The sequence below is a fragment of the Ruegeria sp. BHSC043 genome (assembly GCF_059612985.1).
This window is the reverse complement of record NZ_JBXWRS010000007.1, coordinates 1-26,226: the sequence shown is the minus strand read 5'-3', so window position 1 is coordinate 26,226 and position 26,226 is coordinate 1. Positions and strand designations below refer to the sequence as shown.

Annotated in this window: 24 protein-coding genes and 1 tRNA gene; 7 read left to right on the top strand and 18 right to left on the bottom strand. The window is 61.4% G+C overall.

All coding sequences use genetic code 11. The features are described from left to right. Positions 1-14 precede the first annotated feature (14 nt). Positions 15-740, bottom strand: coding sequence for a 16S rRNA (uracil(1498)-N(3))-methyltransferase (locus AC2FMM_RS12060; protein WP_496796680.1), 726 nt, complete (start codon positions 738-740; stop codon positions 15-17). A 12-nt stretch (positions 741-752) separates the two neighbouring features. On the opposite strand from AC2FMM_RS12060, the gene ubiA reads away from it, so the two are divergent. The 3 genes from ubiA (at position 753) to AC2FMM_RS12045 (ending at position 4,034) form a co-directional block, all read left to right on the top strand. Then, positions 753-1,715 carry a 4-hydroxybenzoate octaprenyltransferase gene (gene ubiA / locus AC2FMM_RS12055; protein ID WP_496796679.1) on the top strand — a complete coding sequence of 321 codons (963 nt, stop codon included), beginning with the start codon at positions 753-755 and terminating at the stop codon, positions 1,713-1,715. A gap of 65 nt (positions 1,716-1,780) precedes the next feature. Further along, positions 1,781-3,712, top strand: a complete 1,932-nt coding sequence (locus tag AC2FMM_RS12050; protein WP_496681828.1) for an OmpA family protein — start codon at positions 1,781-1,783, stop codon at positions 3,710-3,712. Position 3,713: 1 nt separating this feature from the next. Continuing rightward, positions 3,714-4,034 carry a hypothetical protein gene (locus AC2FMM_RS12045; protein ID WP_496681830.1) on the top strand — a complete coding sequence of 107 codons (321 nt, stop codon included), beginning with the start codon at positions 3,714-3,716 and terminating at the stop codon, positions 4,032-4,034. 4 nt (positions 4,035-4,038) lie between these two features. On the opposite strand, the gene AC2FMM_RS12040 is transcribed toward AC2FMM_RS12045, so the two are convergent. From AC2FMM_RS12040 to pgsA, 3 genes are read right to left on the bottom strand one after another with little or no spacing between them, the layout of a single operon-like run. Further along, a complete protein-coding gene (locus AC2FMM_RS12040; protein ID WP_170342340.1) occupies positions 4,039-4,482 on the bottom strand; it encodes a molybdenum cofactor biosynthesis protein MoaE in 444 nt (147 codons plus the stop codon). A 4-nt stretch (positions 4,483-4,486) separates the two neighbouring features. Beyond that, entirely contained in the window at positions 4,487-4,732 is a 246-nt protein-coding gene (moaD, locus tag AC2FMM_RS12035) for a molybdopterin converting factor subunit 1 (RefSeq protein WP_496687597.1), read from the bottom strand. A gap of 3 nt (positions 4,733-4,735) precedes the next feature. Further along, a complete protein-coding gene (gene pgsA, locus AC2FMM_RS12030) occupies positions 4,736-5,404 on the bottom strand; it encodes a CDP-diacylglycerol--glycerol-3-phosphate 3-phosphatidyltransferase (protein ID WP_093963574.1) in 669 nt (222 codons plus the stop codon). A gap of 190 nt (positions 5,405-5,594) precedes the next feature. Between pgsA and AC2FMM_RS12025 the strand changes: the two genes are divergently transcribed. Then, on the top strand, positions 5,595-6,494 hold the full coding sequence (locus AC2FMM_RS12025) for a DMT family transporter (RefSeq protein ID WP_496796748.1): 900 nt from the start codon (positions 5,595-5,597) through the stop codon (positions 6,492-6,494). Here AC2FMM_RS12025 and uvrC read toward each other — a convergent pair. The 8 genes from uvrC to AC2FMM_RS11985 form a co-directional block, all read right to left on the bottom strand. Then, positions 6,479-8,353 carry an excinuclease ABC subunit UvrC gene (gene uvrC, locus AC2FMM_RS12020; protein ID WP_496796747.1) on the bottom strand — a complete coding sequence of 625 codons (1,875 nt, stop codon included), beginning with the start codon at positions 8,351-8,353 and terminating at the stop codon, positions 6,479-6,481. The genes AC2FMM_RS12025 and uvrC overlap by 16 nt on opposite strands. A 290-nt stretch (positions 8,354-8,643) precedes the next feature. Then, entirely contained in the window at positions 8,644-9,423 is a 780-nt protein-coding gene (locus AC2FMM_RS12015; RefSeq protein WP_496687593.1) for an SDR family oxidoreductase, read from the bottom strand. A gap of 21 nt (positions 9,424-9,444) precedes the next feature. Next, positions 9,445-10,395, bottom strand: coding sequence for a calcium/sodium antiporter (locus tag AC2FMM_RS12010; RefSeq protein ID WP_496687591.1), 951 nt, complete (start codon positions 10,393-10,395; stop codon positions 9,445-9,447). Positions 10,396-10,563: 168 nt separating this feature from the next. Next, positions 10,564-11,361 carry a S49 family peptidase gene (locus AC2FMM_RS12005; protein ID WP_496796678.1) on the bottom strand — a complete coding sequence of 266 codons (798 nt, stop codon included), beginning with the start codon at positions 11,359-11,361 and terminating at the stop codon, positions 10,564-10,566. 104 nt (positions 11,362-11,465) lie between these two features. Next, entirely contained in the window at positions 11,466-12,227 is a 762-nt protein-coding gene (locus AC2FMM_RS12000; protein ID WP_496796677.1) for an ABC transporter permease, read from the bottom strand. Further along, a complete protein-coding gene (locus AC2FMM_RS11995; RefSeq protein WP_496796676.1) occupies positions 12,224-13,153 on the bottom strand; it encodes an ABC transporter ATP-binding protein in 930 nt (309 codons plus the stop codon). The genes AC2FMM_RS12000 and AC2FMM_RS11995 overlap by 4 nt, the downstream gene beginning before the upstream one ends. A 90-nt stretch (positions 13,154-13,243) precedes the next feature. After that, the gene (locus AC2FMM_RS11990) at positions 13,244-13,768 is read right to left on the bottom strand and encodes an SRPBCC family protein (protein ID WP_496687583.1); all 525 of its coding nucleotides are present in this window, start codon (positions 13,766-13,768) and stop codon (positions 13,244-13,246) included. 74 nt (positions 13,769-13,842) lie between these two features. Next, positions 13,843-15,135, bottom strand: a complete 1,293-nt coding sequence (locus AC2FMM_RS11985) for a TAXI family TRAP transporter solute-binding subunit (protein ID WP_496796675.1) — start codon at positions 15,133-15,135, stop codon at positions 13,843-13,845. 172 nt (positions 15,136-15,307) lie between these two features. Here AC2FMM_RS11985 and AC2FMM_RS11980 point away from each other — a divergent pair, with 172 nt between their 5' ends. Further along, a complete protein-coding gene (locus tag AC2FMM_RS11980) occupies positions 15,308-16,402 on the top strand; it encodes a CaiB/BaiF CoA transferase family protein (RefSeq protein ID WP_496796674.1) in 1,095 nt (364 codons plus the stop codon). Positions 16,403-16,482: 80 nt separating this feature from the next. Here AC2FMM_RS11980 and hemE read toward each other — a convergent pair whose 3' ends face one another. Then, positions 16,483-17,517, bottom strand: a complete 1,035-nt coding sequence (gene hemE, locus AC2FMM_RS11975; RefSeq protein WP_496796673.1) for a uroporphyrinogen decarboxylase — start codon at positions 17,515-17,517, stop codon at positions 16,483-16,485. Between the two features lie 106 nt (positions 17,518-17,623). On the opposite strand from hemE, the gene hemC reads away from it, so the two are divergent. After that, on the top strand, positions 17,624-18,586 hold the full coding sequence (hemC, locus tag AC2FMM_RS11970) for a hydroxymethylbilane synthase (RefSeq protein ID WP_496796672.1): 963 nt from the start codon (positions 17,624-17,626) through the stop codon (positions 18,584-18,586). Between the two features lie 554 nt (positions 18,587-19,140). Then, positions 19,141-19,230: transfer RNA gene (locus AC2FMM_RS11965), tRNA-Ser, on the top strand. Positions 19,231-19,349: 119 nt separating this feature from the next. On the opposite strand, the gene AC2FMM_RS11960 is transcribed toward AC2FMM_RS11965, so the two are convergent. The 5 genes from AC2FMM_RS11960 to AC2FMM_RS11940 all read right to left on the bottom strand — a co-directional run bounded on the left by AC2FMM_RS11960 (position 19,350) and on the right by AC2FMM_RS11940 (position 26,222). Beyond that, positions 19,350-20,537: a GIY-YIG nuclease family protein gene (locus AC2FMM_RS11960; RefSeq protein WP_496796671.1), complete on the bottom strand. Its 1,188-nt coding sequence runs from the start codon at positions 20,535-20,537 to the stop codon at positions 19,350-19,352. Continuing rightward, positions 20,530-22,587 carry a DEAD/DEAH box helicase gene (locus AC2FMM_RS11955; RefSeq protein WP_496796670.1) on the bottom strand — a complete coding sequence of 686 codons (2,058 nt, stop codon included), beginning with the start codon at positions 22,585-22,587 and terminating at the stop codon, positions 20,530-20,532. The genes AC2FMM_RS11960 and AC2FMM_RS11955 overlap by 8 nt, the downstream gene beginning before the upstream one ends. After that, positions 22,588-23,094, bottom strand: a complete 507-nt coding sequence (locus tag AC2FMM_RS11950) for a hypothetical protein (protein WP_496796669.1) — start codon at positions 23,092-23,094, stop codon at positions 22,588-22,590. Beyond that, the gene (locus AC2FMM_RS11945; RefSeq protein ID WP_496796668.1) at positions 23,091-25,841 is read right to left on the bottom strand and encodes a class I SAM-dependent DNA methyltransferase; all 2,751 of its coding nucleotides are present in this window, start codon (positions 25,839-25,841) and stop codon (positions 23,091-23,093) included. Before AC2FMM_RS11945 ends, AC2FMM_RS11950 begins: the two co-directional genes overlap by 4 nt. A 237-nt stretch (positions 25,842-26,078) precedes the next feature. Then, a complete protein-coding gene (locus AC2FMM_RS11940; RefSeq protein ID WP_496796746.1) occupies positions 26,079-26,222 on the bottom strand; it encodes an HGGxSTG domain-containing protein in 144 nt (47 codons plus the stop codon). Positions 26,223-26,226: the final 4 nt, after the last annotated feature.

Sequence of the window (26,226 nt, the reverse complement as noted above, 5' to 3'; positions counted from 1 at the left end):
CGCCGGGCGCCGCATCAGGACCAATCCCCCAGCGACTGCTGCCAAAGGGTCATCGCGGCCACCGCCGCCGTATCGGCCCGCAGGATTCGCGGCCCCAGGCTGACCACATGCGTGAACGGCAGATCCTTCAGCCGCTGGCGCTCGGCATCGGAAAACCCGCCCTCGGGGCCGATCAGGATGGCCCAGGGCCGACCCTTGTCCTGCGCGGCCAGGCGCAGGGCCGACCCGGCCTCGGCCTCGTCGCAGAACATCAGCTGGCGGCCGTCGGGCCAGTTGTCCAACAGCTTGTCCAGCCGCTGCAGGTCGCAGACCTCGGGCACGAAGGTGCCGCCGCATTGCTCGGCCGCCTCGACCGCGTGGGCCTGCAGACGGTCCTGGCGGATGCGTTCGGAATTGGTGAAGGCGGTCTGGACCGGCATGATCTTCGCGGCCCCCATCTCGGCCGCCTTTTCGACGATGAAATCGGTGCGCGCCTTCTTGATCGGAGCAAACAGCAGCCACAGGTCCGGCGGCAGTTGCAGCGGTCTGGTCTGTTCAAGACAGCTCAGAACGCCGCCGCGTTTGCCCGCCTCGGCCACCTGCGCCAGCCACTCGCCATCGCGGCCGTTGAACAGGGCCACCTGCCTGCCCACGGCCAGACGCATAACGCCGAACAGGTAATGGGCCTGCTCGCGCGTCAAAGGAACCGATTGCCCCGCACCCAAAGGGTGATCTACATACAGCCTGATCTTCGCACTCATGAGACCCTACATATGCAAGGCAATGCCCCAACACCAGACGGTCAGGTCGCCGACGCCGTTACCGGCAACTGGGTCGATACCCGCGCCCCGGCCTTTGCCCGCCCCTATCTGCGGCTGTCGCGCGCGGACCGGCCGATCGGGACGTGGCTGCTGCTGATACCGTGCTGGTGGGGCCTGGCGCTGGCGATCCTGCATGACGGTCAGCCGCGGTGGGGCGACCTGTGGATTGCCGCGGGGTGCGCGGCCGGGGCCTTTCTGATGCGTGGCGCGGGCTGCACCTGGAATGACATCACCGACCGCAAGTTCGACGCACAGGTCGCCCGCACGCGCTCGCGGCCCATCCCCTCGGGTCAGATCAGCGTGCGGCAGGCCGTGATCTGGATGGGCATCCAGTGCCTTCTGGCGCTGGCAATCCTGCTGACCTTCAACCAGGCGGCCATCGCGATGGGCGTCCTGTCGCTGCTGCCGGTGACGATCTATCCTTATGCCAAGCGCTTCACGTGGTGGCCGCAGGTATTTCTGGGGCTGGCCTTCAACTGGGGCGCCCTGCTGGCCTGGGCGGCGCATCGCGGTACGGTCGAATGGCCCGCGATCCTGCTGTACCTGTCCGGCATCGCCTGGACGCTGTTCTACGACACGATCTATGCCCACCAGGACGCCGAGGATGACGAGCTGATCGGCATCAAGTCCACCGCGCGTCTGTTCGGGACCGACACCGCGAAATGGCTGAAGTATTTCCTTGTGGCGACCGTGGCGCTGATGGGGCTGGCCATCGTCGAGGCCGCCCTGCCCGATGCCAGTTTCCTGGCACTGGTCGTGGCCATCGGCGGGCCGTGGGCGATGGGGTGGCACATGGCGTGGCAACTGCGCGGGCTGGACATCGAAGACAACGCGAAACTGCTGCAACTGTTTCGCGCCAACCGGGATACCGGCCTGATTCCGCTCATCTTCCTTTGCGTCGCATTGCTGCTGTGATTGCACCGCTGTACCGCAGCCTGTAAAACCCGACCTCAATCGCCCGAGAAGATCGAAGCCCGTCCATGCGCCTGCCCTACTTCCTGACATCAGCCGTGGTCTTTGCCCTGTCGGCCGCGCTCTGCCTGCTGGCCGCCAGTTTCGCCGTGACCCGGGTCGAGGAAGACTCGGAATTGGCCGTACGCAGGGCGCTGAGCCTGCAAGGTCACGAATGGGCTGAGGTCGAGGCCGACGGGCTGCGCGTCGTTCTGACCGGCACGGCGCCCGACGAGGCCACCCGCTTTGCCGCACTGACCGCCGCAGGGTCCGAGGTGGATACTTCGCGCGTCATCGACGAGATGGACGTGGCGCCCACCGCCGACCTCGCGCCGCCGCGCTTCTCGGCCGAAATCCTGCGCAATGACAGCGGCATTTCGGTGATCGGCCTGATCCCGGCCAGCGTGGACCGAAACGCATTGGTGCAGCGGCTGCAAAGGCTGGACACAAGCGTTTCGGTATCGGACCTGATGGAAACCGCCGACTACCCCAAACCCAAAGGCTGGGATGCCGCCATCGACTATGCCGTGCTAGCCCTGTCGAGGCTCCCGCGGGCCAAGATCTCGGCCAGCCCCGAACTGGTCAAGATCACGGCCATTGCCAACAGCCGGAAAGAAAAGGAAACGCTGGAACAGGAACTGACCCGCGCCGCGCCGCCCGGCCTGCGCATCGGGCTGGCGATCTCGGCGCCGCGTCCGGTAATCACGCCGTTTACCCTGCGCTATCTGGTCACGGACGAGGGCGGGCGGTTCGATGCCTGTTCGGCGCAGGATGAACAGGCCCGCGATGCCATCATCGCCGCCGCGCAACAGGCCGGGCTGACCGGGCCCTATTCCTGCACGATCGGGCTGGGCGTGCCTTCACCCCGTTGGGCCACCGCCGCCGCGCTGAGCATCAAGGCGCTGGCCGAAATCGGGCGCGGCTCGGTGACGCTGTCGGATGCCGACATCTCGTTGATCGCCGAACCCAGCACCGATCCGGCCTTGTTCGAGAGGGTCGTGGGCGAATTGGAAAACGCCCTGCCCGAGGTTTTCGCCCTGCATGCAGTGCTGCAGAAACCCGAAACCGACAAGCAGGACGGCCCGGTCGAATTCACCGCGACGCGCAGCCCGGAAGGCTTGGTGCAGCTGCGCGGGCGCCTTGGTGACGAACTGCAACGCGAGATGATCGACAGCTATGCCCGCGCTGCGTTCGGATCCGACGTGGTTCATGCCGCCGCCCGCGTTGTCGACGGCCTGCCCCAATCCTGGCCCGTACGGGTCCTGGCCGGGCTTGAAGCCCTGTCCTGGCTGAACAATGGCGTTCTTACAGTAACGCCAGACACGGTGGCGATTTCCGGTATGAGCCATGATGAGACTACACGGGCCCAGATCGCCGGCCTGCTGTCCGAGAAACTGGGCGAAGGGCAGGATTTCGACCTGTCGATCACCTATGAACCTGCCCCCGAGCCCGAAGACGCCCTGCCCGACCCCGAGGACTGCATCGCCCGCATCGCCCAGGTCCAGTCCGAGCGAAAGATCACATTCGAGCCGGGCTCGGCCACGGTCTCTGCCGACTCACGCGACAGTTTGAACAGGATCGCCGACATCCTGCGCGAATGCGGACCGATCAGAATGGAAATCCAAGGCCACACCGACAGTCAGGGCCGCGAGGAAATGAACCAGACTCTCAGCCAGGCACGCGCGCAGTCCATTCTGAACGAATTGCGCGCCCGGCGGGTGCCGACCTCGAGCTTTTCGGCCGTGGGGTACGGTGAAGCCCAGCCGATCGCAGACAACGGAACCGAAGAAGGCCGCGAAGAGAACCGCCGGATCGAGTTTCTCCTGATCAGGCCCGAACCGGTCGCCCCCGAGGAAACCGGGCTCGAGGCGCTGGAAACTCCGGCCGGGGCGGAAGCAACCGAGCAAGCGCAAGACAACGCACAAGAAAACGTGTCCGACACGGATGCAGAGGACCAGTGACTTGAACAGAACCGAATTCATCATCGCCACCGCCCTGATCCTGTTCGCAGCCTTCTGCATGGGCTGGTTCGCGAACTGGCTGGTGCATCGTCTGACCCGGGTCCGGCAGAGCGACGTGGCTGATCTGGACCGCATGAGCCAGGAGTTGCACGAGGCCGAAGAAGCGCGCGATCAGGCCATCACCTATCTGCAGCAGCGCGAGGCGGAACTGACCAACCAACTGACCCAGACCGAGGCCGAGCTGGCCGCGGCCATGGACGGGCTGCGCGCCGCACGTGAGGAAGCCGAGGAATTGCGCGGCCGGATCAACAACGCCGACTGAGCGCCTACCAGCGCGACAGAGCGTCCTCGTCCTCGTCCTTGGCGGCAACCCAATCGGCCCCGGATGCAGTGATTTCCTTCTTCCAGAACGGGGCGCGAGATTTCAGGTAATCCATCAGGTATTCAGCGGCCTCGAACGCATCCTTGCGGTGCGGGGCTGCCGTTGCGACCATCATGATCCGGTCGCCCGGAGCCAGCCGCCCATGGCGATGGATCACCAGCACATCACCCAGCGACCACCGGTTTTTGGCTTCCTCGGCGATCTTGGCGATGGCGCGTTCGGTCATCCCGGGATAGTGCTCGATCTCCATGCAGGCCAGATCGGTCTGCGCCAGATCACGCACGACGCCGGTAAAGGTGACGATGGCGCCATTCGCCGTGTCACCCGCGGCAAAGGCATTGGCCTCGGCCCCCAGATCGAACGGCTCTTGCTGGACGGAAATCCGCATCGCCCTACCCGCCGGTCATGGGTGGGAAAAAGGCCACTTCGCGGACACCGGCCAGGGGCGCGTCGAAATCCGACAATTCCTGATCCAGCGCAACCCTCAGGGCCGACAGGTCGGCAAACGCCGCCGCATAGCGGTCTTCGCGGGCGCTGAGTTCCGCCACCAGATCGGACACCGTGGCGGCGCTGGTTTCGACCTTTTCCTTCGGCACGCCGATCCGCTCGCGGACCCAAGCGAAATACAAGACATCCATGCGTCAGCCCTCCTTCAAATGGGGCATGGCTTTACGTAGGTAGTCGTAGCCGGTGATCAATGTCAGCGTCGCCGCGACCCACAGCAGCCACAACCCGATGCGGCCCGACCAGAACATGCCATCCAGCTTCCATTGCAGGCCCGAGATGTCCTCGACCTGGCCCGACAGGATCTGGTCGATCAGGTCGGTATCCATGCCATAGGTAGACATGACGAAATAGTGCTCGAAAATGCCTTGCGAAAACAGCACGGCGATCGCCACCATCTGCGCGGTCGTCTTCCATTTGGCCAGCTTGGTGACCTTGAGAGTTCCGGCCACGTCGCCCAGATACTCACGCAGGCCCGAGACGAAGACCTCGCGGAACAGGATCACGGTGGCGGGCAGCACCAGCCAGGGCGTCCAGTGCTCGGTCGAATAGCCCACCAGGATCATTAGCGCGATCACCACCATCGCCTTGTCGGCGATCGGGTCCAGCATCGCGCCCATCTTGGTTTCCTGCTTCCACGCGCGCGCCAGATAGCCGTCGAACCAATCGGTTATGGCCGCCGACAGGAACAGGATCAGTGCGAACCAATCGGCATAGGGCCGCGTGAAATACAGAAACATCACCGCCAGGCCGGGCGCGGCCAGAAGGCGCAGCAAAGTCAGAATATTCGGCAGGTTCCACTTCATGCGCCGGACCCTACAACCATGGCCGGGAACAGAAAAGACGGCATGACAAAAAACTGCCAAGAACGCAGGTGTTTGGGCCACGTCAGATCATTCCGTCGCAGGCCGCCGATCGATGACCGTTTCCCCCTTGGCGCGGCGCGAAGAACGGGTCAGGTTGCGCGGGTATCGGCAGCCAGGAAAGATCCGCCCCGTGACCTCACATATCAGAACCGATGCGCGCGCCAACCTGACCGGCAGCGCCTGGATGATCGCGGCCATGGCTGGGTTCGCCCTGGAGGACGCGCTGTTGAAAAGTACAGCCAAAGTGCTGCCCATCTGGCAGGTTCTGGTGCTGTTCGGGCTGGGCGGGGCGCTGATTTTCGCCGGGGTCGCGTTGCTACAGGGGCGGCGGTTGCTGCACCCCGATGTCCTGTCCAAGCCGATGAAGATCCGAGTGCTGTTCGAAGTCTTCGGTCGCCTGTTCTATGTGTTGGCCATCGCCCTGACGCCGCTGTCCTCGGCCACGGTGATCCTGCAGGCCACGCCGCTGGTCGTAGTGGCGGGTGCCGCGTTGTTCTTCGGGGAAACCGTCGGTTGGCGACGCTGGAGCGCCATCATGGTCGGACTGATCGGAGTGGTGATCATCATCCAGCCAACCGGAGACAGTTTCTCGGCCCTGTCCATTCTTGCGGTGCTGGGAATGCTGGGCTTTGCCGGCCGCGATCTGGCCAGCCGCGCCGCCCCTGCCACGCTGGGGACCACCGTTCTTGGGTTTTACGGCTTTCTGTCAATTGTCGTTGCCGGTGGTCTGTACCTGGTTTTCGAGGGCGCCGCCGCGGTGCCGGTGGACGCCCAAACCGCCCTGCATCTGACCGGAGCCGTGGTGATGGGGGCGGTGGCCTATGCTTCGCTAATGCTGGCCATGCGGACGGGTGAAGTGTCGGCCGTGACCCCGTTTCGCTATACCCGCCTTCTGTTCGGCATCGCGCTGGGCGTGCTGATCTTTGACGAACGTCTGGACCAGGCCATGTGGCTGGGCAGCGCGCTGATCGTGGCCTCGGGGCTGTACATTCTTTGGCGCGGGCGCCAGCGGAATCAGCCTTTTTCGTGAAAGAAATCATAGACCTTCTGCGCCAGACCGGCCGAGATCCCGTCCACCGCCTTCAGATCCGCCAGATTGGCGCGGCTGACCGCCTTGGCGCTGCCGAAATGCGCCAGCAGTGCGCGTTTACGGGCCGCGCCCACGCCCGGGATTTCATCGAGCGGCGTCGCTCCCATCGCCTTGGCGCGTTTGGCGCGATGGGTGCCGATGGCAAAACGGTGCGCCTCGTCCCGTAGCCGCTGAATGAAATACAGAACCGGGTCGTTGCGCTTCAGGGCAAAGGGGCGCTGGCCGATGCGGTGGAACTCTTCCTTGCCATGGTCGCGATCGACGCCCTTGGCGACACCGACCATTGGGATGTCCTCGACCCCATGCGCCTGCATGATCTCGTGCACGGCGCTCACCTGCCCCGCGCCCCCGTCGATCAGCAGCAGATCGGGCCACATGCCCTTGTCGCGGTCGGGGTCCTCTTTCAGCAGGCGGGTGAAGCGGCGGGTCAGCACCTCTTTCATCATGCCGAAATCGTCGCCCGGCGTCAGGTCGTCGCCGCGAATGTTGAACTTGCGATAGGCATTCTTGATGAACCCATCGGGACCGGCCACGATCATCGCACCCACCGCGTTGGTGCCTTGGATATGCGAGTTGTCATAGACCTCGATCCGGTTCGGCGGCGCGTCCAGATCAAAGGCCTCGGCCAGACCGCGCAGGAGCTTGGCCTGCGTCGCGCTTTCCGACATGCGGCGGGCCAGCGCCTCGCGCGCGTTGCGCAGCGCGCCAGAGACCAGCTCGAGCTTTTCGCCCCGCTGCGGCACCAATATCTCGACCTTGCGGCCGGCCTTTTCGGACAGGGCCTGCTGCATCAGGTCCGCGTTTTCGATCCCGTCCGACAGGATCAGTTGGCGCGGCGGTTCCTTGTTGTCGTAGAACTGGCCCAGAAAGGCCTCCATCACCTCGGCCGGGGAGACGTCGGGCCCGACCCTTGGATAGAAATCGCGGTTGCCCCAGTTCTGGTTGGCGCGGATGAAGAACACCTGAACACAGGCCTGACCGCTGTCCATGTAGAGGCCGATCACATCCGCCTCGGCCACGCCGCGTGGATTGATGCCCTGCGCCGTCTGTACCTGCGTCAGCGCGCGGATCCGGTCGCGCAGGGCGGCGGCACGCTCGAACTCCATCGCGTCCGAGGCCTCCTGCATCTGCGCGGCCAGTTCCTCTTGGATACGGGTCGAGCGTCCGGACAGGAACCGCTCGGCGTCGCGCACGCTTTCGGCATAGTCGGCCTGCGAAATCATGCCCACGCACGGCCCCGAACAGCGCTTGATCTGATAGAGCAGGCAGGGCCGGGTGCGGCTGTCGAACATCGAATCCGAACAGTTGCGCAGCAGAAACGCCTTCTGCAGCTGGTTCAGCGTGCGGTTCACCGCGCCCGCGCTGGCGAAGGGGCCGAAATAGGCGCCCTTTTCCTTCTTGGCCCCGCGATGTTTCTTGATCTGGGGAAACGGGTGGTCCTTGGCGACGAGTATGTTGGGAAAGCTTTTGTCGTCGCGCAGCAGCACGTTGTATTTGGGCTTGAGCTGCTTGATCAGGTTCTGCTCCAGCAGCAGCGCCTCGGTCTCGGTCCGGGTGGTCAGGAACATCATCGACGCGGTCGAGGCGATCATCCGCTCGATCCGGGGCGAATGTCCCGGTCGGGTGTAGTTCGACACCCGCGCTCGCAGGTTGCGCGCCTTGCCGACATACAGAACCCGGCTGTCCGCATCCAGCATCCGATAGACACCCGGCGAACTGTCCAACGTCTTCACATAGCGCTGGATGCAGGCGTAACCCGTGATTTCAGGATCAGCTTGAGATCTGTTGTCCGCGGTCATGCTCATCAGATACGATTCTCTGCCCGTGGCTGCAATCTTGCGCGCCCCAGATCAAGAGAAAACAAATCCACGATTCCTGTGGATAACTGTGCGGACAAGTTTCCCTGAACTGGAATTCTTCCTTGAATCCTTGCGTTTTCTCCGCCTTGCACAAAAAATAGGCGGAATATCAAGCTATTGTTTTTGCATGAAATTTTTTTGACCGGCGTACAAGTGCATGAAAAAAAAGGCCTTTTTGTAACGGACATGTAACACGATCGCGAGCGGTGCAAAACTTGCACCGGATTCACCTATTCTACGCCCAGAACGTCCGGCGTCTGCCAGCCCAGATGCTGCCCGCCGTCGACGCACAATAACTGCCCCGTGACCGCATGCGCATCGAGGAAATAGCCGAGCGCGGCAGTGATGTCCGACGGGTTTGCCCCCCGTTCCAGAATGGTGTTCCTGCGCTGCGCCTGAAAATGTTCGGGGCTTTGTCGGTGGCCCTGCAAGGTCGGACCCGGCCCGATCGCATTGACGCGGATCGTCGGGGTCAGCGCCTGCGCCGCGGTGCGGGTCAGGGCCCACAACCCCATCTTGGCAATGGTGTATGACATGAATTCGGGCGTCAGCTTGCGCACCCGCATGTCGATCATGTTGACGACCAGACCAGTCGCCACCGGCTCGCCACTGTCGTCGATTGCGGGCTTGAGACCCTGCCGCGCCATGGCCTGTGTCAGCACGAAGGGGGCCCGCAGGTTGCTCTCCATGTGCCGGTCCCAACTTTGGCGCGTTGCGGTATGGATGTTGTCGTATTCAAAAATCGAGGCGTTGTTGACCAGGCAGGTGATCGGCCCGCCCAGCGCCTCGGCCGCGCGCGGCAACAGGGCCTCGACCTGGGACTCCTCCAGCAGATCGGCCTGCAAAGCAGTCGACTTGCGGCCCTGGGATTCGATCTGGGACACGACCTCGGACGCCGCCCCTTGCGAGGTCGCGTAATGTACGGCCACATCTATGCCACGTTGCGCAAGATAAAGCGCCATCGCCCGCCCCAGGCGGGCACCCGCACCGGTCACCAATGCTCGGGTCATACGCAACCTCCCCAGGTCAGATCACGCCAGCAGCGCCACGAGATAGGCCGCATAAAGAAACGTCAAGATAAAGCCCCAGGTGCGGGTAATGTCGCGCTTGAAAAACACGAACGGAACCAGCAGAAGCGACGCAGCCAGCATGACCCACAAGTCGAATCGCAGAAATTCGGGATCGACCGGGATGCGCCCGAACAGCGTAGCGATGCCGACGATGGCCAGCAGGTTGAACATGTTCGACCCAATCACGTTGCCCAGCGCAACATCCGCCTGCCGACGCAACGCCGCCATCACCGTCGTCGCCAGTTCCGGCAACGAGGTGCCGACGGCCACCAATGTCAGACCGATCACGGTTTCGCTGATACCATAGGTGCGGGCAATGATCGTGGCGTTGTCCACCAGCAGATGCGCCCCCATAGGCAGGCCGACCAGCCCCAGGATCAGGAACATCGCGACCTTCCAATAGGGCATGTCCGGGTCGGCCTCTTCCAGAAGCTCAATCTCTTCCTGCGCGGTGCAGGCGTTTCGATGAGCCCGCGCCTCGCGGAAGGCGTTCAGCAGTATCAGGGCCAGCCCCGCCAGCAGAATCGCGCCGCTGAACAGGGTGAACACGCCGCAGAAAGCAAGCCCGATGAAAAGAACCGAGGCCAGGATCATGTAGATGAAGTTCCTGCGGGTGTCGCATTCGCTGCTGTGGATGGTTGCCAAAAGCGCCGGAATGCCCAGGACCAGCAGGATGTTGGCCGTGTTCGACCCCACCACATTGCCCAGCGCGATACCGGGCGCATGTTCCTGAACTGCCTTGATCGCGATCAGCAATTCGGGCGCCGAGGTACCGAAGGCCACGATCGTCAGGCTGACGATCAATGCCGGCACGCCCAGCCGCAGGCTGAGGTTCACCGCGCCACGCACCAGCGCGTCGCCCGCCAGCAAAAGGATCAACAGACCAAGGCCGGAAAGCAGCCACGCCGTCATCCACGGCCTCCTTTTTCACATGCACAGGGGCCTTTACCAATGCGGAACCGCCCGCACCGCGGGCATTTGGCCGAGCTCAGACGTCTCTGACCGGGAAAGCGCAGCTTACCGAACATCGCCAGCACGCCCATCGCGATCAGGAAAAGAGTGACAGCCTTGATGATCATGTCACATGCCGAAACGCGCGAAGGCCGCGCGCTCCTCGAGCATAGCCAGCGCGTCTTGGGCCATTTCCGCCCCGAAACGCGACCAGATCGGCCTGCGCAGGCCATAGCGGCGGAACCGGACCTTGTCGCCGAACAGCTCCTGCATCTTGGGTTTCAGATGCGCGATGCCGTCGATCAGGCCCAGATCCTGCGCGCGCCGCGCCAGCCAGACCTCGCCGGTGAACAGATCGGCCGTTTCATCCAACCGATCGCCCCGGCGGGCTTTGACATGCGCGATGAAGTTGTGATGGATATCCTCGAGCAGCCCCTTCAGCCGCGCGACATCCTCGGGCTTTTCCGGGGCGAAAGGGTCCAGCATGGATTTCGACTGACCCGCCGTATGTACGCGCCGCTCGATGCCCTGACGCGCGATGAAGACATGCGCACCGAACCCCGAGGAAATCACCCCGATCGACCCCAGAACCGAGCTGTCGTCGGCCCAGATACGGTCCGCCGAGGCCGCCAGCCAATAGCCACCCGAGGCCGCCACGTCCTCGACGAAGGCATGCACGGGCACGTTCAGCTCGTCGGCGAGCCGACGGATTCGCGAGCCGATCAGAGAACTTTGCACCGGAGATCCGCCGGGCGAGTTGATCTCGAGCGCGACGGCGGCAGGCTTGCCCTTGCGGAATGCCTTTTCAAGAACCGGCGCCAGCACGGTATCGCTCATCGAGGCGCGACCGGCCATGCCGATGGCGCCCGACAGACGGACCACGGCAACGACGGGGTGCTTTTTCAGAAACGGCAGGCTGAGTTTCATGGGTGCCGATGTAGAGTGCGCCCAACCCGTAAACAAGGGACCGGAACCGGCGGAAACGCGACGTGACTGAAATTCGCGGCCGTGATCGGCAAAAATGCAACGCCCTAGCTGCGGATGCGCCATCCGGTTTTGAAGATCCAGCCGATCACCGCAAGGCAGATGCCGGTAAAGGCAAGGATCGCCAGCAGGCTAAGCAGGATGGGCACGTCAGACAGCCCGTAGAACGACCAGCGAAAACCCGAAATCAAATAGACCACCGGATTTAACAGCGAGATCGTCTGCCACACCGGCGGCAGCATCGAGATCGAGTAGAACGTGCCGCCCAGAAAGATCAGCGGCGTCACCACCAGCTGCGGCACCAGCGACATCTGTTCGAAATTGCTGGCCCAGATACCCACGATGAAACCCAGCAGCGAAAAGCTGAGGCAGGACAGGATCAGGAAAGCGGCCATGGCAAAGGGGTGTTCAATGCGGATATCCACGAAGAAGGTCGCCGTGACCAGGATCACCAACCCCACGAACAGCGCCTTGGTGGCCGCCGCGCCGACATAGCCGATCACGATCTCGATGAAATTCACAGGGGCCGAAAGCAATTCATAGATCGTGCCCAGGAACTTGGGAAAATAGATGCCGAAGGACGCGTTCGAGATCGACAGCATCACCACCGACAGCATGATCAGCCCCGGCACGATGAAGGCGCCGTAGGATACGCCCTCGATCTCCTGGATCCGGCTGCCGATGGCGGTTCCGAACACCACGAAATAGAGCGAGGTGGACAGGACCGGCGACAGAAAGCTCTGCGCGAGGGTGCGGAAGAACCGGGCCATTTCGAACCGGTAGATGGCGGCGATGGCAGTCCAGTTCATGCGACGTCTCCGGACACGAGCGTGACGAATATCTCCTCGAGGCTCGATTGCCGGGTCTGCACGTCGCGAAGTATCAGCCCGGCCTCGGCCACGTCGTTCAACAGGGTGGTGATGCCGGTCCGTTCGGCATTGGTGTCATAGGTATAGATCAGCGCATCCCCCTGCCCGTTCAGCACCAGGTTGTGATGGGCCAATCTGTCGGGAATGGACGGGATCGTGCAGGTCAGCATGACCTCGATCTGCTTCTTGCCCATCTGCGACATCAAAGTCTTCTTGTCCTGAACCAGCAGCAGCTCACCCTTGTCGATCACGCCCACGCGGTCGGCGATGGCCTCGGCCTCTTCGATGTAGTGCGTGGTCAGGATGATGGTGACGCCGGCGGCCTTCAGCTCGTCGACGATGGCCCACATGTCCTTGCGCAGCTCGACATCCACGCCGGCGGTGGGTTCATCCAGAAACAACACCCGCGGCTCGTGCGCCAGCGCTTTGGCGATGAGCACCCGCCGCTTCATGCCGCCCGATAGTTCCTTGATCGCGTTCTTGCGCTTGTCCCACAGCGACAGCTTGCGCAGGATCTCCTCGATCCGGGCGCTGTCCTGGCCCAGGCCGAACAACCCGCGGGAAAAGCGCACGGTGTTCCAGACCTTCTCGAACGGCTCCAGCGCGATTTCCTGCGGCACAAGGCCGATCATCCGACGCGCGGCCCGGAAATCGGCCTGAATGTCGTGCCCGCCCACGGTGACGGTGCCAGAGGTCGGCGTGGTGATCCCGCAGATGGTCGAGATCAGCGTGGTCTTGCCGGCGCCGTTGGGCCCCAGAAGTGCCAGTATCTCGCCCTGCCGGATGTCCAGCGACACGCCTTTGAGCGCCTCGAACCCGTCATCGTAGGTTTTGCGCAGATCCTTGATCGAAAGAATGGTCGTCATGCGTCCTTCCCGTTCCGGCGCAGACCCTAGCGCGCCGATCCTGCCCGGAACAGGCCAAATCCGCACAAGGGCATGCGCATCCGTGCAGACCTAGTCGCGCCCGGTCAGGCGGCCCAACCACCCTTTCTTTTCGGGTTTCGCCTCGGGGTCGGCACTCTCGTCCGGCTGGGCGGGGCCTTCGAAATGCTCCTGCAGGTTGGCAAAGAACTGGTCGGCCATCTTCTTGGCAAAGCCGTCGATCAAGCGGCTGCCCAGTTGCGCCAGCTTGCCGCCAACCTTGGCCTCGACGTCATAGGACAGAACGGTTCCGCCGCTGTCGCTGGGGGCGAAGGTCACCGTGGCGCCGCCCTTGGCAAAGCCCGCGGCCCCGCCCTTGCCTTCCCCCTCGATGGTCAGGCGCTGACCCTCGACCATGTCCGACATGGTCACCGTCCCCTTGAACGTCGCCTTCACCGGGCCGACCTTCTGCACCACGGTGGCCTCGTACCCGTCGGACGGATTGCCGGTGACCTCTTGCGCGCCGGGGACGCAGGCTTTCAGGACCTCGGGGTCCAGCAGAGCCGCAAAGACATCCGCAGGCGCCGCCTGAATCTCGCGCGTGTCACTCATCTGCATGGGTGCGCCCCCTTTCTTGCCTGGCATGGTTCCCAAAAGACCTAGCCCCGAAAGACGGTAGCTTGCAACAGCCATCATGCGCGGGTGGCGCGGTGCGCCTGCCGCAGGTCGACCTGTGCCTGCAATTCGGCAACCCGCTTCTGGACCAGATCGACATGCAGCCGCGCGTCATACTGGCCCTGCCGGTAAGCGGCCGGCAATCGAAGCTCGGCCAGCCGTTCATCCAGTTCGTGCAGACGCGCCTGCATGTCCCCAAGCTGATCCGGCGACGGGTCGGCGGCAAGCTCAAGCTCGATCTGCCGGATTTCGGGGTAATGCTGCCAGACACGCCACCGTTGCAGATAGGCATAGGCCTTGGGCAGTACACGCACCAAAGGCACCACGATGAAAAAGAATGGCAGGAACAGCAGCAACACGCGGTTGACCTGGGCCGCGATCCAATAGGGCAGAAGATTGTGCCACGTGCTGGGGCCTTCGTCGATCAACCTTCGCGCGGCACTGCTGACCGGCAGGCCCGTTCCCTCGACTCCCGGAAATTCTCCTGCATCGGTGATGATGCCCCGCGCCCGATGCAACTCGATCGCGGCCATCGTCAGACGGTTGACCAGGGCGGGATGAATGTCGGCCTGCACGACCAATCGCGCTTGCAGCGCGATCAGCTTGACCGGCCGCGGCGGCAGGACCGGATCCAGTGACATTCCGCCGGCCGGAACCGTGACCACCGTCGCATAGGACAACCGGCGCGAGATCGCCTCGACATGCTCCAGTTCAAGCACCTTCAGCCCCGGCTCCTGATAGGCCGCCAGCAGGTAGGGCGCCTCGATCGGGGCAACGAAGACCGCGATATCCAACCTGTTGTCCAGCAAGGCCTCGGCAGCCTGATCATAATCGAGCGACACATGGATGTTGTCCGCCTCGGACAGGCCGACTACACGCTCAAAATCGCGAAATGCATCGGCCGTGCCCGACCCGTCCGCGCCACGGTTGATACTAAGGTCTCGCCAAAGCGCCGGGTTGCTGGGAATACTGGCATCCGCGCGCGTCATGAATATCATCGGTTCGTAGAAAACCGTTCCGATTGCTTCGACCTTGTCGGGATCGGCCACGATGCCGCCTTGCAGCAGCGCGGCATTTGCCTCGCCGCTTTCGATCAGACGGGCATTCTCGACCGAACCTGCAGTTTCCAGAATGTCCACCCGGATCTCGTCACGCGCCAGAATCTCGGCATAGTCCTGCGCGATCTGCTCATAGGCCCCGCCGCTCGGGCCTCCGGCCATCCGCAGGCTGCCCGGAGGGTGCAGATGCAGGACGATCGCGGTCAATGCCGCCGCCACCAGCGCCGCGCCGATCATGATCCAAAGCCGCATTCCAGCCCTCGCTCCACATCCCGCCGAAAACGCTAGGCCAGCCGACCCTGGCTTGCAAGCGCCCCGAAGACCGGGCCGTTCATCGGTTTTTTCACCCGACGCCACGTTTTCGGCACCCAGCCCTTGCATTCGCATGGCCAAGCCGAAAGCATCGCGAACCGGGAGGATACATATGCTCAACGGATTCCGCGTCGTCGAAATCGAGGGGCTTGGCCCCGGCCCGTTCGCCGCCATGCTGCTGGCGGATCTGGGGGCCGATGTCGTGACCATCCACCGCAAGGGGGGTGCCGTCACACCGGGCATGCCGGACCGATCCGTGCTGGACCGGGGCAAACGCTCGATCGCGCTCGACCTCAAGGACCCCGACGACCTCGAAACCGCCCGGCGCCTGATCGCATCCGCCGACGCGTTGATCGAGGGCTTCCGGCCCGGCGTGATGGAGAAGCTGGGCTTGGGGCCCGATACCTGCCACGCTCTGAACCCGGCGCTGGTCTATGGCCGCATGACCGGCTGGGGCCAGGACAGCCCGCTTTCCGACACCGCAGGACATGATCTGAACTACATCGCCCTGTCGGGGGCACTCTGGTACGGCTCTCCACCCGGCACCGAACCGATGACCCCGGCCACGCTGGTCGGCGACATCGGCGGCGGCGCGATGTATCTGGTCACCGGCATACTGGCCGGGCTGCTGAACGCGCGCGCAACCGGCACGGGCACGGTCGTCGACGCCGCCATCTACGACGGGTCCGCGCATATGATGAACCTGCTGATGAGCCTGGGCCAGACCGGCAACCTGTCCGACACGCGCGGCCAGAGCCTGTTGGACGGCCCGCATTGGAGCCGCACCTACACCTGCGCGGATGGCGGCTTTGTTTCGGTCCAATGTCTCGAACCGAAATTCTATGTCCAATTCCTGGAAATCCTGGGTCTGTCCCACGACCCAGCATTCCAGCAACAATACGACAGCACACGCTGGCCAGACCTGACCCGGCATCTGGCGGAAATCTTCGCAACCAAACCGCGCGACCATTGGGCCAAACTGTTTGAAGGCTCAGACGCCTGTGTCGCCCCGGTGCTCAGCCCCGACGAGGCCGCAACCCATCCGATGAATACTGCCCGCCAAACCTGGCGCGCGGCAGACGGCACCTTGCAGGCCGCCGCCGCCCCGCGCTTCTCCACCCATCAATGGCAGCCGAAACCCAGCCCGGCCCGCGGCCAACACACGACCGAAATCCTGATCGAACTCCAAGGCTCCAAAAGGACCTGACACACCCTTCATCTGGCCGAAAGTATCCCGGGGGTGAATTGGCCAACGGCCAAGAGGGGGCTGGCCCCCTCGCACGCCGCCTACCCGCCGCGCACCGTGTCGATCATCAACTGCACGTTTTCCGGGTCGGCATCCGGTGTTATCCCGTGACCCAGGTTGAAAATATGCGGCCCCTTGGAAAAGGCGCGCACAATGCGACGGGTCTCATCCACCAGCGCCTGCCCGCCGGTGACCATGTGCGACGAGGCCAGGTTGCCTTGCACGCAGCCATCTACCTGCACCTGTTCGGCCGCCCATTCCGGCGCAACCGAGTTGTCCAGCGCCACGCAATCGACGCCGGTGGCCTTCGCGAAACCGACATAACCCTCGCCCGCCTCACGCGGGAAACCGATAACCGGAATGCCCGGGTGGCGTTCCTTGAGCGCCTCGGTGATGATCCGGCACGGCTCGACCGCATATTTGGTGAAAGCCTCACCTTTCAGCGACCCGGCCCAGCTGTCGAAAATCTTGACCACCTCGGCCCCCGCTTCGATCTGAGCCGAAAGATATTCGATCGTGGCCGCCGTGATCCGGTCCATCAACGCCTCGAACAGCGCAGTGTTTTCCTCACGCAGGGCGTGGGCGGGACCCTGATCTGGGGTGCCACGCCCGGCGATCATATAGGTCGCAACGGTCCACGGGGCGCCGGCAAAGCCGATCAGCGTCGTCTCGGACGGCAGTTCGCGCGACAGGATACGCACGGTTTCATAGACGGGCGACAGGGTTTCGTGGATCGTATCAACGGGTTTCAAGGCGTCGAAATCCGATTGCTGCGTGATCGTCGACAGGCGCGGCCCTTCACCGGTGACGAACCAAAGATCGGCACCCAGGGCCTGCGGCACCAGAAGGATGTCGGCAAAAAGGATCGCGGCATCGAACCCATAGCGGCGGATCGGCTGCAGCGTCACCTCGGCCGCCAGATCGGGGGTGTAGCACAGCGACAGGAAATCGCCCGCCTGTTCCCGCGTCGCGCGGTATTCGGGCAGATAGCGTCCGGCCTGTCGCATCATCCAGATCGGCGGCGTGTCCAGTACCTCGCCCGCCAGCGCCCGCAGCAGTTTCTTGTTCTCGGCCATGTCAGCCCCCACTATTCCGGTTCGCGCAACGGGTCCGCCTTCAGCGGCAAAATGTCAAGCGTGGCCCCCATTGTCAGGGCAATGTGACGCGACTAAAGCTGTGCCCATGACTTTGACCCTGCCCACCCCCGCATCGCCGCTGAAGATCGGCACCCGTGGTTCGCCGCTGGCGCTGGCCCAGGCCCATGAAACCCGTCAGCGGCTGTGCGATGCCTTCGATCTCCCGGAACAGGCGTTCGAGATCGTGGTGATCAAGACCACCGGCGACAATCGCGCCATGATCGACGCCGATCGCCCGTTGAAAGAGATCGGAAACAAGGGCTTGTTCACCAAGGAAATCGAAGATGCGATGCTGGGTGGGGACATCGACATCGCCGTGCACTCGACCAAGGACATGCCCGTCGAACAGCCGCAGGGGCTGGTGCTAGACACGTTCCTGCCGCGCGAGGACGTGCGCGATGCCTTCATCTCGCCTCGCCTCAGCTCGATCCTTGACCTGCCCGAGGGCGCGGTCGTCGGCACCTCGTCGCTGCGGCGGCGGGCACAATTGTTGCACCGCCGACCCGATCTGAACGTGGTCGAATTCCGGGGCAACGTGCAGACCCGGCTGAAGAAGCTGGCCGATGGTGTGGCCCAATGCACGTTCCTGGCCATGGCCGGCCTCCGCCGCCTGAACATGCAGGACGTGCCTGCCACCGCGATCTCGCCGGATGACATGCTGCCGGCCATCGCGCAAGGCACGATCGGCATCGAACGCCGCGCGGACGACAGCCGGGCCGCCGCAATGCTGGAGGCCATCCATCACGCGGAAACCGCCCAACGCCTGACGGCGGAACGCGCCTTGCTGGCCGCCCTGGACGGGTCCTGCGAAACGCCAATCGCCGGCTTGGCCGAGATAGCGGATGGCCAGCTGCGTCTGCGCGGCGAAGTCCTGCGCCCCGACGGCTCCGAATCGGTCTCCGAAACTTTGACCGGCGCCATCGACGACGCGTTAGAGATGGGCCGCGCCATGGCAACCAGATTGCTTCGGCAAGCAGGGCCGGGCTTTTTCGATTGGCGCAAAATTTAGAAAAATTTCGGGAATGTGAACTGCTTCACTGTCGCGGAAGTTGATCCCCGGCATAACTGGTATACCGGATCGGGCAAGTCGCTGGTCTCGAATGTATCGAAGATTTTATTTCGTATTCTTTGTAATTGGTATTCGAGGGGGCGAGACCGGATTGACGGCCTGATCGAGACGGACCGTTGCCAAAATGCTGGCAGCGGTCCGTCGACGACCGCACCAAAGCTACGACCAAATTGGTAACTGGTCGCAGACGGGAAAACTGGGCCGAATCGACCTCATTCGTCGCGCCTGTGTTTGACGTGGTTGAACTTTGCGGAGGAACGTTTTGCCATTGCGTGCAGCTTGTCCTGGTTCCGTCCGCCTTTCGGTTGGAGCAATCGCGGAAACAGACATCGTGCTCGCAACCTCTCAGCAACTGTTTCTGTTCGCGACTCATCCCGAACAAGCCAATGAGATGACACGAGTCATCCCGTCGAGTTTCTAACGTTCACAAAAAATGGATCTTTGCTGGAAAATCGCCTTGTATCCGGGTGTCGGGCAAGGATATACCCGCCAACGGAGACGTGGCCGAGTGGTCGAAGGCGCTCCCCTGCTAAGGGAGTAGGCGGGAAACCGTCTCGAGGGTTCGAATCCCTTCGTCTCCGCCACAACATCAATTTAAGCCATTGAAAATAATGTAATATTTTAGATGGCGAAAAATACATCCCCCAATACATCCCCCAGAGGTTCGCGCATCAAATCAAAAGAATCTATTGCAGGTTATTGTCTACCGCAGAGTTAAAGAGGCGCGCTCGGGATCATACCGGTAGCGAGAAATCGTCCCGTCTTTGATTCTTTCCACAGCCTCGTTGATAGCAAACAGTGGAACTAAGAACCATTCGCGCGGGACAACAGGCCGCCCAAACCTGTCCATGATCTTTATCTGAAGCCGTGCGGGCTCGAAGATGCGGTGGATCAGATTTTCGAGCTTAGTTGGGTTGATATTGTAGAGCTCATACGTCGACACGATTTCGACATTGGCCATCAAGAAGGTCGGTTGAAGCTGCGCGCCCGCAATACGCTTTTCGACGCTCATGTTGGTCACGCCGATCTTGTGCACAAGCTCACGATTCTCAGCGACGAGCGGATGATCGGACTTGCTGCGCAGCACATAGATTGTACCGCTTGCCTCATCCCCATCGTTCGTCTGATCGGAGAATAATGGACCGGCGGTCGGTTCAGTGATCCGTCGCCCTGCCTTGTCCTTGTTCAAAGCACGTTGGAGCGAGCGCATCAGCATGTTGCTCTCGGTGCCGTTGTCGAAAATTACACGAAGGCGGGCATCGGTGCGCCCCTGGTCAGTGATTGTCGTTTCCCCCTTCTCGGCGACATACGCCTTCTGACCGCCGACGATGAAAAAGCGCCCCTTCTCAATCTCAGCCTTCATCTCGAACGGCCGCGTATCACGCAGGCCACTTTCGAGCTCCTTTTGCACCTGTTCAAAGAGCGGCTTGAAGGCCTCGAAGTCCTCGCATCTGTTGCGGCTGGCCACCTCTTCAGCGGCCTTCTTCTCTGCCGTAGATCGGACGTGTTTCAGCTCGGTGATTGGTGGCGATTCCACCTCAACGCCAAGCTCGGCCAGAAGCGCATCATCATCGAGCTCTTCTGGATCCGCCACAATCGATTGTGCCGCGCCAGTGAGAAGCCCTGCGTGATCCAAGGGCGCAACCAACTCCCGGCATTCCTGAAGCTCGCGGATACGGTCTAGTCGAAGCGCAAATAGACGTTCGAAAATGTCACGGCCTTCGCCATGCTGCGGTACACGCCCATGTTCCTCCGCAAAGCGCTGAATCTCTTCAAAGCCAGCAATGATACGCTCTTCGCGCGGAGTGCGCGTGATCGGCTTCGGAGGTTCAACCTCAACACCAAGCTCAGCCAGAAGCGCGTCATCTTCTTCGGTAAACTCTCTAGCCATTGGCAGCCTCCTGCTTCATGCGGGCCAGAAACGCCACGCCTTCCGCCATCTTCTTTTCCCAAGCGTCAGGTGAAGTGATGGAAGGCAGCCTTCCCCTCTCCTGCTTGAACTTCACGGCACGACGTGCCAGGTCGCGCGCTTCGTCAGGCGTGAGATGCACCTTCTTCGCCGAGATCACCGCCGCCACCTGCTTGAGGCTTTCTTCGCTCATGGTCTTTGCGAGGATCGAATAGGCTTCGCCGAACGGATTGATGCGGTCGATCAGATCGATGTCGAGTTCGCGCACGTCCATTGCAAAATTGCGCACGCCGTCGATCAAAGCCGTGTTGCCGCTCATCTGCGCGTCATCGTCAGCGCTTGCAAGAGCGGCCTCTTTCGCCTTTTGTGTCAGGTTCAAAGCAGCAATCGCATGTTGACGCACAGCTTCCTGATCCTCGGCATCGAGATCCGGGAATTTCGCGCCGACGATCTTGCCCATACGCATTTGGGTTAACTCTTCGGGCACGAGCTCGTCATCGAAAAGCCCACGCTCAATCGCCGTTTTATCTTGGACAAAGGCTGCGATCACTTCATTCAAATCTTGCTGGCAGATACGCTCGGCCTCCTTGCTCTTGGGCATGGCCAGCCCCTTGATCTCGATTTGGAACTGTCCACTTTCTTCGCTGAACCCAATGTTTTCCTTGCCGGGATCATATCCGTCTTCGCCATAGTCATACCCTTCAACCGGCCCGCTCTTTGGCGTCTTCGGGGTGAAGTTGAATCGCGGGGCAAGTACCTGCTCCATGAGCAAGCTTGCGGCAATCGCTTTCAGCGTGTCGTTCACTGCCTCTGTGACGGCTGACTCTGAGGCATCGGGCTCGGCAATTAGGTTGGTGAAGCGGGCCCGCGTCTTGCCCTCGGCGTCGCGGGTCGCGCGGCCGATGATCTGCACTATCTCCGTCAGACTGGCGCGGTATCCTACCGTGAGCGCGTGCTCGCACCAAATCCAGTCAAAACCCTCCTTAGCCATGCCCAAGGCGATGATGATGTCCACATGATCGCGGTTACCTTTGTTGGCAGGGTCTTTAAGTGCACCGGATACCTTGTCGCGCTTTGCCGGTTCGTCATCGACCAAATCTGCGATTTTCAAAACCTTCCCCTCGGGAGTTTTCACTAACTGAAAACCCGTGGACGGATCAGTGCCCTGCCAGTCGCCTAGAGCATCGATGATGTGTTCGACCTCACGATGTTTGTCCTTTGTGCTCTCGCGCGAATTGACGTTCGGTATATGCACGATCGTCTTTTCGTTCGGATCAAGCACCTTGAGGATGTCATCGGTGTATGATCCGGAATAGAAAAAATACCCTATATCAAGCGCTTTCAGGTACTTATAGCCGTTCAACTGCTCGTAATAGGTGTAGGTGATCGTATCGAACTTCGCCTCGTTCTCGGGCAAAAGGATCGGTACGGCATCGCCCCTGAAGTAGCTGCCAGTCATAGCCACGACATGAACGCGGTCGCGGGCAATGAACTCATTCAGTTGCGAGCCAAGAATGCTGTCCTCGCTTGCTGAGACATGATGAAACTCGTCCACGGCGATCAGGCGGTCATCGAACGCCTCGACTCCGAACTTCTCCACGGCGAAGCGAAAGGTGGCGTGTGTGCACACCAGAACTTGGTCGCCGCTTTCGAGAAACGCGCCTACCGATTTGACTTTGCCACCATCCGTACCGGGCGAGTTGCACAGGTTCCACTTCGGCGCGACGGTCCAATCTGCCCAAAAGCCGAACTTGCTCAGCGGCTCGTCGTTGAAGCTCGATCCGATCGACTTCTCGGGCACCACAACAATCGCCTGCTTGAGGCCCTGATTGTGTAGCTTGTCGAGCGCGATGAACATGAGCGCCCGGCTCTTGCCCGAGGCTGGCGGCGACTTGATTAGAAGATACGGCTCGCCCCGCTTCTCATAAGCGCGCTCCTGCATCGCTCGCATACCCAATTCGTTCGATTTGGTCGAGCTGCCGGTCTGCGCGTAGGTGACAGAAACCGAGGGAACTGGTTGCGTTTTCGACATCTAGCTGCTCTCCTTGTCGACGATCGGCGCCAAAGTTTTTTTCCACCACGCCAGAACACTTTGACACAGATCGAGACAGACACGCCAACGCTCAGAAGGGTCTTTGTCGTCGCCTAGATCGATCAAGAGATACGACGCTCCGAAAGGCCCAACACCATATGGCCCGGCGCCATAGCCGTCTACCATTTCGGTGGAGCAAATCGGTTTCAGATGTTTGAAACCGTTTGCGATTTGTCGCACAAGTTTGAGGTCTGAGTTTGCAGCCTCAATTTGATCTCTCTTTGTTCGTGGGTCTTTATTGAGGACGATTCCAGACTTCGCCAGTTCTGCTTCTGAAACCTTGTGCTCCAGCCAATCCGGAACATGGTTCAGTAGCAAAACAGCGGAAAACCCCTTCAAGACGTTGTCTTGTTCTGCCGCTAGGGCGCTGACGGCCTCGTCACATAAGGAAAGGTAATCGCTGACCGAGCCGATGCCGAACAACTTGACCGAGGAACGGTTTGTCATGCCGACCCCTTCTTAGACACGCGAGTGTAAAGCTCGAACAGCTTCTCCAGCCGCTCGGTGTCGTTTTTGAAGCGGCGGCCGATGTAGATGCGTTCCAGCACCTCGTCGTTGCGGTCATGCGCAGCGCGGAGGTTTTCGGGCATCTTTTCGGGGTCGTAGAGCTCGGCGATGGTGGCGGGGAAATGCGCCTCGCGGGCCAGAAGGATGTCTTCGGCACAGCGCGTCAGGTCGGCCTTGTTCTTCTCGGTGAGTTTCGGGATGGGGAAGGTGTTCCAGCCCAGCGTGTTGGAATAGCGAAAATCCGTTTTCAGCTTTCCGCAAACGGTGGCGATCCAAATCAGGTGCAGGCGCGAGGCTATCAGCGCCATGTTCCACAGGGGCGCGTCGTAGAGGGCGAAGGCAGAATCGGAAACTATGGTGCCTGATGAGAAATATCCGATCGGCAGGTATTCCCTGGTTTCGGAGGAAACACGCGGAACAATCATCACCGTTTCATCGCCGCGCTGTCGCACCTCACCGAAGCTGTGGGGTATGTTGGCCAAGCCATTGGTTGTTGCGCGGTTAGACCCACTACGTTTTGCATGAACCGCCTCGAACCGCGCCTTCAGCCAGGCTATTGTTTTGGCAGCCTCATATTCACTATCAGCAACCCAGATGCATCTGCGTTCATTTCCGCGGATAAACTCCTGTGAGCCTAGAAACCGACGGATGAACTTTGAAGGAACTGTGTGCTGCCGAATTGCCTGCTCCGCCTCTGACGCGTCAAGCAGCAGGTGTCCACCATCATTGGGCATATTGCCAAACAACATTTCGGAAATTTGAGAGATCGGATTTCTGCGTTCAGAAACGACTATGTTCGGACCCGGGACCAGATAACCGTTTATGTTGTCGACTTCGGATACGATGGTTTCTCCATTCCCTCCGGCGAAGAACAGCCGCCGCGTTCCTCCGGTGTTGCGGCTAAGCCCGACGATGACCACGGTCACGCCTGCCATGTGGCTGGCGAGGTTCGACCATTTGAAACTGGTATGTGCAAAGGAAATTTCGTGCCCCGTCTCGAAGATCAACGGCCAGAGGATCGGCACCTGCCGTCCTTGGCAGATGGAATTGGTGGACACGAAGGCGGCGGCGGCCTCAGTGCGCATACCGTAATCAGCCGCCTTCATAAACCAACCCGCCACGTAATCGAGCGATTTCCACCGCGACGTATTCGCCTCGAAGATTGCTCTAAGGTCCGCCTTCTGCTCGGCGTCCTGCCATTGGCCCCCGATGTAAGGCGGGTTGCCACAGATATAGGTTTCGCCGCCCTCGTTCTCGAAATCGATCTGCGCCTGGTCGAGCGGCGTGCCAAAGAGGTCGTCGGCCTGCATCTTCACCCCTGTACCGGTGGGCGGGCAGACCGACAGCCAGTCGAGCCGCAGCGCATTGCCGGTGACGATCCAGTTCTGCGCATCCAGCGGCAGGAAATCCTGTATCGCCTCTTTCTGGCCGCGATAGAGCACGTCACACTGATACTCGGCGATGATCAGCGCCAGCCGCGCGATCTCGGCCGCGAAGTCACGCAGTTCGATCCCCCGGAAGTTGGTCAGCGGGATCTCGGAGCGCCGATCGGCCTCGCCGCGCCGCATGTTGATCTCGGCCTCGATGGCCCGCATCTCCTTGTAGGCGATGACCAGGAAGTTGCCCGAGCCGCAAGCCGGGTCAAACACCCGAATGCGCGAGAGCCGCTTGCGCAGATTGAGAAGCTTTCGGGGGTTGTCACCCGCCTCGTTCAGCTTTTCGCGCAGGTCGTCGAGGAAGAGCGGATTGAGCACCTTCAGGATGTTGGGCACCGAGGTATAGTGCATCCCCAATGCGCCGCGCTCTTCCTCATCGGCCACGGCCTGGATCATTGAGCCGAAAATGTCAGGATTGATCTTCTTCCAATCGAGCCCGCCGATATGCAGAAGGAAGGAACGCGCGATCTTGCTAAAGCACGGCACGTCGGTGTTGCCAGAGAAAAGCCCGCCATTCACGTAGGGAAAGGCATCGGCCCAGCGGGGAGTGCCCGCTGCCGCGCGATCCCCTGGCTTCGTGGCCATGGCGCGGAAAATGGTGGAGATTACCGCATGGGTGTTCGAGCTGTCCCGGACGCTCATGGTCGCGACGGTGTCGGTGAAGAGGTCATCGCGCGCAAAGATTTCTGTGTCTTCGGCGAAGAAACAGAAGATGAGCCGCGCCATGAAGTGGTTCATGTCATGGCGACGCTCAGCGGCGCCCCAGTCGGGGTTGTCCCTCAGCAGCTGGAGATAGAGCCTGTTGAGCCGACCCGTGGCCTTGATGTCAAACGAGCTCTCGCGGATTTGCTTGACCGTACTGATCCCGGCGAGCGGCAGGAAGAAACCGAAATGGTCGGGGAAGTCGGCATAGGCGCAGGCGATCGTCTCGCCCGAGGACAAATCCTCGGCTTCAAGATCAATGCCATCAGTAGCAAGGATGAACTTTGCTTTGGCTTTGGTGGTGGCAGGGCTCGCCTTTAGCTGCGCCAAGGTGGAGGTGACCTCCCCCGCCTCACAAACCTTTAGATGAATGTTGTTGGTCTGAAGAACGCCGCCTTGGTCGGATTTGTTTGAAGAGCCGGTGCGCAGGCGCTTAATGGTGGTCGCCTTGTTTCCGAAAGCTTCGAGAAAGGCGAAAGGGAACTCATCTGCATCGAAAGGTTGCTCGGCCAATGCCGAAATTGCCTCTTCAATTTCAACGGCATTCACTGATTCACTACTCCCTTATTTGCGCCGAGAATAACGGGCCAGCCAACGGTCTGCACGCGCAGTGTCTGCAAAAGTTGATACGGTCTCAACTGCAACAATCGAGTTTCTACAAGCCATGCTTATGGCACAGACTGGCCAGCGACAAGCCCGTCTAACACCCGTCCAGAAAGCCATATCAGCTCGTTACCGATGCAGCTTCCTTTCGGCCCAACCTCACCGCGTGGCCATGGCTTTTTTTTAAGAAGTCTCAGGAAACTCCTTTTTCCCCCTTGCGCACTTCTTTGGGCCCGTACTGAGCCCTCCGTGCAGGCGGCACCGTCGCTTTCCGGGCACCACGCGCGCTTTGCAGCGGCCACCAGAACGAGTTTTGGCGCCACACACTGGG

What these genes read in the sequence shown, in the direction of transcription:
- AC2FMM_RS12060 (WP_496796680.1), bottom strand. Translation starts at nt 740, where the DNA reads ATGAGTGCGAAGATCAGGCTGTATGTAGATCACCCTTTGGGTGCGGGG.
- ubiA (WP_496796679.1), top strand. Translation starts at nt 753, where the DNA reads ATGCAAGGCAATGCCCCAACACCAGACGGTCAGGTCGCCGACGCCGTT.
- AC2FMM_RS12050 (WP_496681828.1), top strand. Translation starts at nt 1,781, where the DNA reads ATGCGCCTGCCCTACTTCCTGACATCAGCCGTGGTCTTTGCCCTGTCG.
- AC2FMM_RS12040 (WP_170342340.1), bottom strand. Translation starts at nt 4,482, where the DNA reads ATGCGGATTTCCGTCCAGCAAGAGCCGTTCGATCTGGGGGCCGAGGCC.
- moaD (WP_496687597.1), bottom strand. Translation starts at nt 4,732, where the DNA reads ATGGATGTCTTGTATTTCGCTTGGGTCCGCGAGCGGATCGGCGTGCCG.
- pgsA (WP_093963574.1), bottom strand. Translation starts at nt 5,404, where the DNA reads ATGAAGTGGAACCTGCCGAATATTCTGACTTTGCTGCGCCTTCTGGCC.
- uvrC (WP_496796747.1), bottom strand. Translation starts at nt 8,353, where the DNA reads ATGACCGCGGACAACAGATCTCAAGCTGATCCTGAAATCACGGGTTAC.
- AC2FMM_RS12015 (WP_496687593.1), bottom strand. Translation starts at nt 9,423, where the DNA reads ATGACCCGAGCATTGGTGACCGGTGCGGGTGCCCGCCTGGGGCGGGCG.
- AC2FMM_RS12010 (WP_496687591.1), bottom strand. Translation starts at nt 10,395, where the DNA reads ATGACGGCGTGGCTGCTTTCCGGCCTTGGTCTGTTGATCCTTTTGCTG.
- AC2FMM_RS12005 (WP_496796678.1), bottom strand. Translation starts at nt 11,361, where the DNA reads ATGAAACTCAGCCTGCCGTTTCTGAAAAAGCACCCCGTCGTTGCCGTG.
- AC2FMM_RS12000 (WP_496796677.1), bottom strand. Translation starts at nt 12,227, where the DNA reads ATGAACTGGACTGCCATCGCCGCCATCTACCGGTTCGAAATGGCCCGG.
- AC2FMM_RS11995 (WP_496796676.1), bottom strand. Translation starts at nt 13,153, where the DNA reads ATGACGACCATTCTTTCGATCAAGGATCTGCGCAAAACCTACGATGAC.
- AC2FMM_RS11990 (WP_496687583.1), bottom strand. Translation starts at nt 13,768, where the DNA reads ATGCAGATGAGTGACACGCGCGAGATTCAGGCGGCGCCTGCGGATGTC.
- AC2FMM_RS11985 (WP_496796675.1), bottom strand. Translation starts at nt 15,135, where the DNA reads ATGCGGCTTTGGATCATGATCGGCGCGGCGCTGGTGGCGGCGGCATTG.
- AC2FMM_RS11980 (WP_496796674.1), top strand. Translation starts at nt 15,308, where the DNA reads ATGCTCAACGGATTCCGCGTCGTCGAAATCGAGGGGCTTGGCCCCGGC.
- hemE (WP_496796673.1), bottom strand. Translation starts at nt 17,517, where the DNA reads ATGGCCGAGAACAAGAAACTGCTGCGGGCGCTGGCGGGCGAGGTACTG.
- hemC (WP_496796672.1), top strand. Translation starts at nt 17,624, where the DNA reads ATGACTTTGACCCTGCCCACCCCCGCATCGCCGCTGAAGATCGGCACC.
- AC2FMM_RS11960 (WP_496796671.1), bottom strand. Translation starts at nt 20,537, where the DNA reads ATGGCTAGAGAGTTTACCGAAGAAGATGACGCGCTTCTGGCTGAGCTT.
- AC2FMM_RS11955 (WP_496796670.1), bottom strand. Translation starts at nt 22,587, where the DNA reads ATGTCGAAAACGCAACCAGTTCCCTCGGTTTCTGTCACCTACGCGCAG.
- AC2FMM_RS11950 (WP_496796669.1), bottom strand. Translation starts at nt 23,094, where the DNA reads ATGACAAACCGTTCCTCGGTCAAGTTGTTCGGCATCGGCTCGGTCAGC.